Below are 4,924 nucleotides of genomic sequence, written 5' to 3'. Positions count from 1 at the left end.
CCGACAGAAGGCCGTCCACGCCCTCCCGGTCGGTGGTGGTGTCGTCCGCGAAGCGACGGTCACCAGTCGCATCGGGCACGTACTTCACACAGACAACGATCCTCAAGCTCACGGCCTGTCTCCTGTACTGGTCTCGTCCGGCGGCTGCGGCTGTGCAAGTGGGTGGCACACGCACCATGCCCACGGGGGCTGCGTCGTGCCGGTGTCCATCCGGAACCTCCGGCAGCATACTCGCGAGTAGCATAGCCGTCACTACTGGCCAGTAGCTTACGCTGCCGCAGCCCCGTCACGGCCGCCTCCGCCCCATCCTGCCCCAGGTCGGCGCCCGCACCACCTGACGGGGCGGCAGATACGCTGTGAGATTGACCCGTCTTGACACCCGTCACCCACCCCGGGTGCCGAACCGCAGGTCAGAGGGCGTCCCCCAACGCCGCGATCACGTCCACCCGGCGCGGCTGCCCCGCCGCCCGCCGGACCACCCACCCGCCGGCGTCCAGCACCAGCACCGTCGGCATCCGCTCCACCGCCAGCCGCCGCACCAGCGCCAGGTTCGCCTCCGCGTCCACCTCGACGTGCGCGACACCCTCCACCATCGCCGCCACCTCCGCGAGCGTCCGCCGCGTCGCCCGGCACGGCTGGCAGAACGACGTCGAGAACTGCACCAGGGTCGCCCGCTCCCCCAGCCCCGCGCCCAGCTCCTCGGGCGTCAGCCGTACCTGCACCGATCCTCCTCCACTGCCGCCCCGAGGCTACCCGCCACCCGCACGCCTCCTCCCCCACCGCCCCCACCAGCGGCCCACGTGAGCGAGATCTCCCCGGCCCGCCCCGTCGGGCAAGCCCCCCCGCGTGACATTCCCCTCCCGTTCGGGGGATCATCGGGTGAAACACCCGTGGCCGCCGCGGCGTGCCGCGCACTCGCCGGCCCCAGCCACGCCCCGGGTACCACCGGACCGGGCGTCAGGCCCGTGGGAAGTAGGGCTGACCGTGGCTGAGTTCGTGTACCCGCCGGTGATCCGCGCGGCGCTCACCGCCTTCAAGGCGCTGGACGTGCGCATCACCATCGTCGGCGCCGAGCACGTCCCGGCCACCGGCGGCGCCGTGCTGGTGAGCAACCACATCAGCTACCTCGACTTCATCTTCGCCGGCCTCGGCGCCTTCAAGGACGCCAGGCGCAAGACCCGCTTCATGGCGAAGGACGACGTCTTCAAGCACCGCATCTCCGGCCCGCTGATGCGCGGCATGCGCCACATCCCGGTGGACCGCACCGACGGCCAGCCCGCGTACGACGCCGCCGTCAAGGCCCTGCGCGAGGGCGAGGTGGTCGGCGTCTTCCCGGAGGCGACGATCAGCCGCTCGTTCACCCTGAAGAAGTTCAAGACCGGCGCCGCCCGGATGGCCGCCGACTCCGGCACCCCGCTGCTGCCCGTCGTCCTCTGGGGCACCCAGCGGATGTGGACCAAGGGCCGGCCCAAGAACCTCACCAAGCGCCACGTCCCGGTCACCATCATGATCGGCGAGCCGATCGAGCTCACCCCCCAGGACAGGCCCGTCATGGTCACCCGCCGGCTGCGCGCCGCGATGACCGAGATGCTCGACCGCGCCCAGCGCGAGTACCCGGACAAGCCGGCCGGCACCGAGGACTCCTGGTGGCTGCCCGCCCACCTCGGCGGCACCGCCCCCACCCTGGAGGTCGCCGAGGCGGAGGACGAGGCCGAGGCCGCCGCCCGCGCGGAGCGCCGCGCCCAGGGCTGAGCACCCCGCAGCACCACCCGCTACCACCGGCGGCGGGCACCCCACAAGGGCGCCCGCCGCCGTCTGCTCACTTCGTACCGTTTCCACCCCGTTACCGCCGCGTATGCTCTGGCGCTTCCGGCCAAGAGCACCCGTACGGGTCCGAACTGAGGTAGACCTGGTCCCTCGGAGTCACATCCCGGAGTCCCCGGAGTGACATCCCAGCGTCTCACCCTCGCCCGGAAAACCCCCGACGGAGCGTCAATGCCCGAGATATCGCACCGAGTCGTCGACTCGGCAAGCGGCCTGCGGATGCACATCGCGGAGGCGGGCCGCGGCCCGCTCGTCCTGCTGCTGCACGGCTTCCCCGAGAGCTGGTACTCCTGGCGGCACCAGCTCACCGCACTCGCCGCCGCCGGCTACCACGCCGTCGCCCCCACCCAGCGCGGCTACGGCCGCACCGGCGGCCCCGACGCCGTCGACCAGTACAGCGTCCTGCACCTGGCCGGCGACGTCCTCGGCCTGATGCCCGCCCTCGGCGCCGAACAGGCCGTCGTGGTCGGCCACGACTGGGGCGCCACCGTCGCCTGGTACACCGCCCTGCTCCGCCCCGACGCCGTCCGCGGCGTCGTCGGCCTCGCCGTACCGCCCTACCCCCGCGGCAACCGGCCCCCCACCGAGGCCCTGCGCCACCTGCTCGGCGACGCCTTCTACATGCTGTACTTCCAGCAGCCCGGCCCCGCCGACGCCGAACTCTCCCGCGACCTCGGCACCACCTTCCGCCGGATCCTCGCCGGAGCACCCACCCTCGGCCCGGCCGGCCTGCCCCTCGTCCCCGAAGGCGGCGGCTTCCTCGACCTCTTCCGCGAACCCGCCGCCCTCCCCGACTGGCTCACCGAGGACGACCTCGCCCACTACACGGCCGAGTTCGCCGCCGACGGCTTCACCCGCCCGCTCAACTGGTACCGCAACCTCGACCGCAACTGGGAACTCACCGGCGCCTGGCACACCGCCAGGATCCAACCCCCCGCCCTCCTCATCGCCGGGGAGAAGGACCTGGTCGTCTCCAACGCCGCCGCCCGCTCCGGACTCTGCACCCTCGGCACCTTCGCCCCCCACCTGCACGACGTCCAATGGCTCCCCGACACCGGCCACTGGACCCAGCAGCAACGCCCCACCGAGGTCAACAAGGTACTGACCGCGTTCCTCGCCGCCCACCACCACTGAGCCCCCACCCCTCCACCGCTGAGCGGCCGCGCCCCACCCACCCGCGCCCGCACGCCCAGCGCCCCGCACCACCCCGCAGCCCGGCCGCCACCGGCCACAAGCCCCGCGCCGGCTGCGCTTCCGCTCTCCGTGCCGCCGCTGCGAGCTGCCGCGGTTCCGCCGTACCGCGAACCAGCCGATCGACCGATGCACCGGCCGGCCGATGCGCGGCCAGCCCGTCGACCCGTCGACCCGTCAGCCCGTCAGCCCGTCAGCCCGTCAGTCCGTCAGCCGAACCAGCCTGCCGCGTCCAGGCGGAACGCCTCCGGCGGAACCATCCGTCGCAGATCCGCCTGCAGCTCCCGGAGCCCGTCCTCCCCGAGCGCGGCACCCCAGCGCGCGTGCACCCGGTCGAACTCCACCGCCGACCGTGCCAGCAGGTCGACCCCACGCGGCGTCAGACGGATCAACTTTCGTCTGGCGTCCGCCGGATCGTCCACCCGCTCGGCATAGCCCAGCGCCTCCAGCCGGTCCACGGTCTTCCCCGCCGCCTGCTTCGACACCCCGAGCCGCCGGCCCATCTCGCTCGCGTTGGTCCCGGCCATGCCGATCGCCTGCAGGGCGAAGCCGTGCGCGGGCCGCGCATCGGGGTGTCCCTGCCGCGCCAGCTCGGCGTGGACCTCGTCGATGATCGCGCGGAACCCGGCGAACAGCAGGAGCGGCAGCTCAAAGCCGTTGCGCGATTCGACAACCTGGTTTACGTTTTGGTCAACCACGTTGACCATTCTAGCGACGTGCACCCCGCCCTGCCCGCCGCCGACACACCATCACGGAGCCCACCTTGCAGCCCAGCACCACCACGCCCACCTCGCACTTCCCCGAGCACACCGTCGACACCGCGCCGGCCGCCTCCCGCCGCACCATGGAGGGCGTCACCCGCAACCTCGGCTACCTCCCCGCAGCCGTCGGCCGGCTCGCCGAATCACCGCAGACCCTCGACGGCTTCCTCAAGCTCAGCGCCATGTTCGAGACCACCGAACTCGATCCCGTCGCCCGGGAGGTGGTCATCATGACCATCGCCACCCGCAACAGCTGCCACATCTGCGTCGCGATGCACACCGCCAAGCTCACCCGCCTCGCCGCGGACCCCGAACTGACCGCCGCCCTCCGCGACCGGCGCCCCCTCCCGGACCCCCGCCTGGAGACCCTCCGCACCTTCACCCTCGCCGCCCTCGACCACACCGGCGCCGTCCCCGACGAAACCCTCCACGCCTTCCTCGCCCAGGGCTTCACCCACCGCAATGCCCTCGAAGTCATGCTCGGCATAGGCGCCTACACGCTCTCGACCTTCGCCAACCGCCTCGTCGACGCCCCCGTCGACCCCGCCCTCGCCCCCTTCGCCTGGCACCAGTAACGACCCCTGCGTGCTTGAGCTTCGCGCCGCCGGCGCCGGCACTGAACTACGGGCGCTCCTGCCAGCTCCGGTCCGCCCCGGCGCGAGCCAGCTCGGCGTCGTACTCGTCCGCGTCGAAGTGAAACTCCAGCGGCCGCGTCGTATCCAAGTCCGGGATTTCCCAGTCCGACCACTGCACAACGCCCCCGCACCGCTGGACGACCACGCTCAGGAAACCGCAGCAACCGCCCGTACATTCGGGCTCCCCCAGCTCGACGCGCTCCGGCTCGCCAGTCGCACGCAGGGAACCGCGGCCACCGGCAGGCAACACATCGACCGCATACGGGCCGCGACCCCCCTCGCCGACGGCGGACTCCACGACGTCCTCGCCGTTGACCCAGAACCGCACCTGGGCGGGGAATCGATGCCCTCGCGGCAGGACCCTGATCTCGATCCGATCGAACATCGGACCACCCTACGCCGACACCGGCACCCGAGCCGCCCCGCAAACGCAAGAAAGCCCCTCCCGGAACCCGGGAGGGGCTTTCTCTGAAAGATTGTTCGGCGGCGTCCTACTCTCCCACAGGGTCCCCC

At 72.3% G+C, this 4,924-nt stretch carries 6 protein-coding genes and 1 pseudogene; 3 read left to right on the top strand and 4 right to left on the bottom strand.

Going from position 1 to position 4,924, the window contains the following annotated elements; all coding sequences use genetic code 11:
• Both ACGFX4_RS41265 and ACGFX4_RS41260 read right to left on the bottom strand, forming a co-directional pair.
• Positions 1–112 (bottom strand): annotated as a pseudogene (locus tag ACGFX4_RS41265) (electron transfer flavoprotein subunit beta); the annotation flags it as partial.
• A 298-nt stretch (positions 113–410) separates the two neighbouring features.
• Complete coding sequence (locus ACGFX4_RS41260; protein WP_393086371.1) at positions 411–722, bottom strand: thioredoxin family protein; 312 nt, start codon at positions 720–722, stop codon at positions 411–413.
• A gap of 262 nt (positions 723–984) precedes the next feature.
• On the opposite strand from ACGFX4_RS41260, the gene ACGFX4_RS41255 reads away from it, so the two are divergent.
• Complete coding sequence (locus ACGFX4_RS41255) at positions 985–1,752, top strand: lysophospholipid acyltransferase family protein (RefSeq protein WP_393086369.1); 768 nt, start codon at positions 985–987, stop codon at positions 1,750–1,752.
• A gap of 243 nt (positions 1,753–1,995) precedes the next feature.
• Positions 1,996–2,958: an alpha/beta fold hydrolase gene (locus ACGFX4_RS41250; RefSeq protein WP_393086367.1), complete on the top strand. Its 963-nt coding sequence runs from the start codon at positions 1,996–1,998 to the stop codon at positions 2,956–2,958.
• 266 nt (positions 2,959–3,224) lie between these two features.
• Here ACGFX4_RS41250 and ACGFX4_RS41245 read toward each other — a convergent pair whose 3' ends face one another.
• Entirely contained in the window at positions 3,225–3,722 is a 498-nt protein-coding gene (locus ACGFX4_RS41245; protein WP_393086365.1) for a MarR family winged helix-turn-helix transcriptional regulator, read from the bottom strand.
• A gap of 137 nt (positions 3,723–3,859) precedes the next feature.
• On the opposite strand from ACGFX4_RS41245, the gene ACGFX4_RS41240 reads away from it, so the two are divergent.
• Positions 3,860–4,351, top strand: coding sequence for a carboxymuconolactone decarboxylase family protein (locus tag ACGFX4_RS41240; RefSeq protein ID WP_393086373.1), 492 nt, complete (start codon positions 3,860–3,862; stop codon positions 4,349–4,351).
• A gap of 46 nt (positions 4,352–4,397) precedes the next feature.
• On the opposite strand, the gene ACGFX4_RS41235 is transcribed toward ACGFX4_RS41240, so the two are convergent.
• Positions 4,398–4,796 (bottom strand): hypothetical protein, encoded by a 399-nt coding sequence (locus tag ACGFX4_RS41235; protein WP_393086363.1) that lies wholly within the window; start codon positions 4,794–4,796, stop codon positions 4,398–4,400.
• Positions 4,797–4,924 lie beyond the last annotated feature (128 nt).

This window comes from Kitasatospora sp. NPDC048365 (assembly GCF_043200835.1).
Lineage (GTDB): Bacteria > Actinomycetota > Actinomycetes > Streptomycetales > Streptomycetaceae > Kitasatospora > Kitasatospora terrestris.
This window is presented reverse-complemented; position numbering and strand designations above follow the sequence as displayed.

Coding starts and splice junctions, on each gene's coding strand:
- ACGFX4_RS41250 (WP_393086367.1), top strand. CDS start 1,996: ATGCCCGAGATATCGCACCGAGTCGTCGACTCGGCAAGCGGCCTGCGG.
- ACGFX4_RS41245 (WP_393086365.1), bottom strand. CDS start 3,722: ATGGTCAACGTGGTTGACCAAAACGTAAACCAGGTTGTCGAATCGCGC.
- ACGFX4_RS41240 (WP_393086373.1), top strand. CDS start 3,860: ATGGAGGGCGTCACCCGCAACCTCGGCTACCTCCCCGCAGCCGTCGGC.
- ACGFX4_RS41235 (WP_393086363.1), bottom strand. CDS start 4,796: ATGTTCGATCGGATCGAGATCAGGGTCCTGCCGCGAGGGCATCGATTC.